A 674-nucleotide genomic window follows, 5' to 3' on the forward strand; every position below is an offset into this window, starting at 1 on the left:
CGGAGGAGGACCTCGGCAAAGCCGAGTACAACAGGCAGGCGCTGGGCAGCGAGGACGACAATTTCAAGCTGGATCCGATGCCGGCCGAGACCTGCAAGGCGGAGTTCGCACGCATCGACCCCATCGACCCGGCGCTGGGTGATCCGCTGCGCGTGCGCCTGAAGCCCGATCAGCCCTTCTGCTTCGGGCGTGACTATGATGACGCGCATCTGAAAACACATCCCAATCAGCTGACGCAATCGATCCGCGTCTTCCGCGGGCCGGTCGAACTCGCTTCCTTCGCGGCCGGCGGCGATGCCGCGACCTGGCCCGACGGGGCCGACATCGCCGTTTCAGTGACGACCAGGCAGAAGGGGAAAAAGGTCACGCAGACCTATTCCTGCCAGGGCGAGGCCGACCAGTGGCGCTGCTCGGCAAGCTCCAAGATGAGCGATTTTTCCTGCGACATCTCGCAGAAGGAGATCTTCCTCAAGCGCGGGCCCAACGGCACGATGATGGTCGCGAACCCAAACAATGCGGTGGCGGTTGTCGATCTCTGTTCGAAGGCGGCGGACGGCAAGACCAAGTCGGACGACAAGGTTTATCGGCTGCAGCCCATGCCGCAGTCGGCGTGTGCTCCATGAGACCTGCCATGGTCGAAGAAGCGCTTCCACAGGACTGGCAGTGGCTCGGCC

At 63.4% G+C, this 674-nt stretch carries 1 pseudogene; it reads left to right on the forward strand.

The window, feature by feature from the left end:
* Positions 1-623: pseudogene (locus EOA28_RS37695) on the forward strand (hypothetical protein); the annotation flags it as partial.
* Positions 624-674 lie beyond the last annotated feature (51 nt).

Origin of the sequence: Mesorhizobium sp. M2A.F.Ca.ET.067.02.1.1, assembly GCF_004023285.1 — a bacterium.
GTDB lineage: Bacteria > Pseudomonadota > Alphaproteobacteria > Rhizobiales > Rhizobiaceae > Mesorhizobium.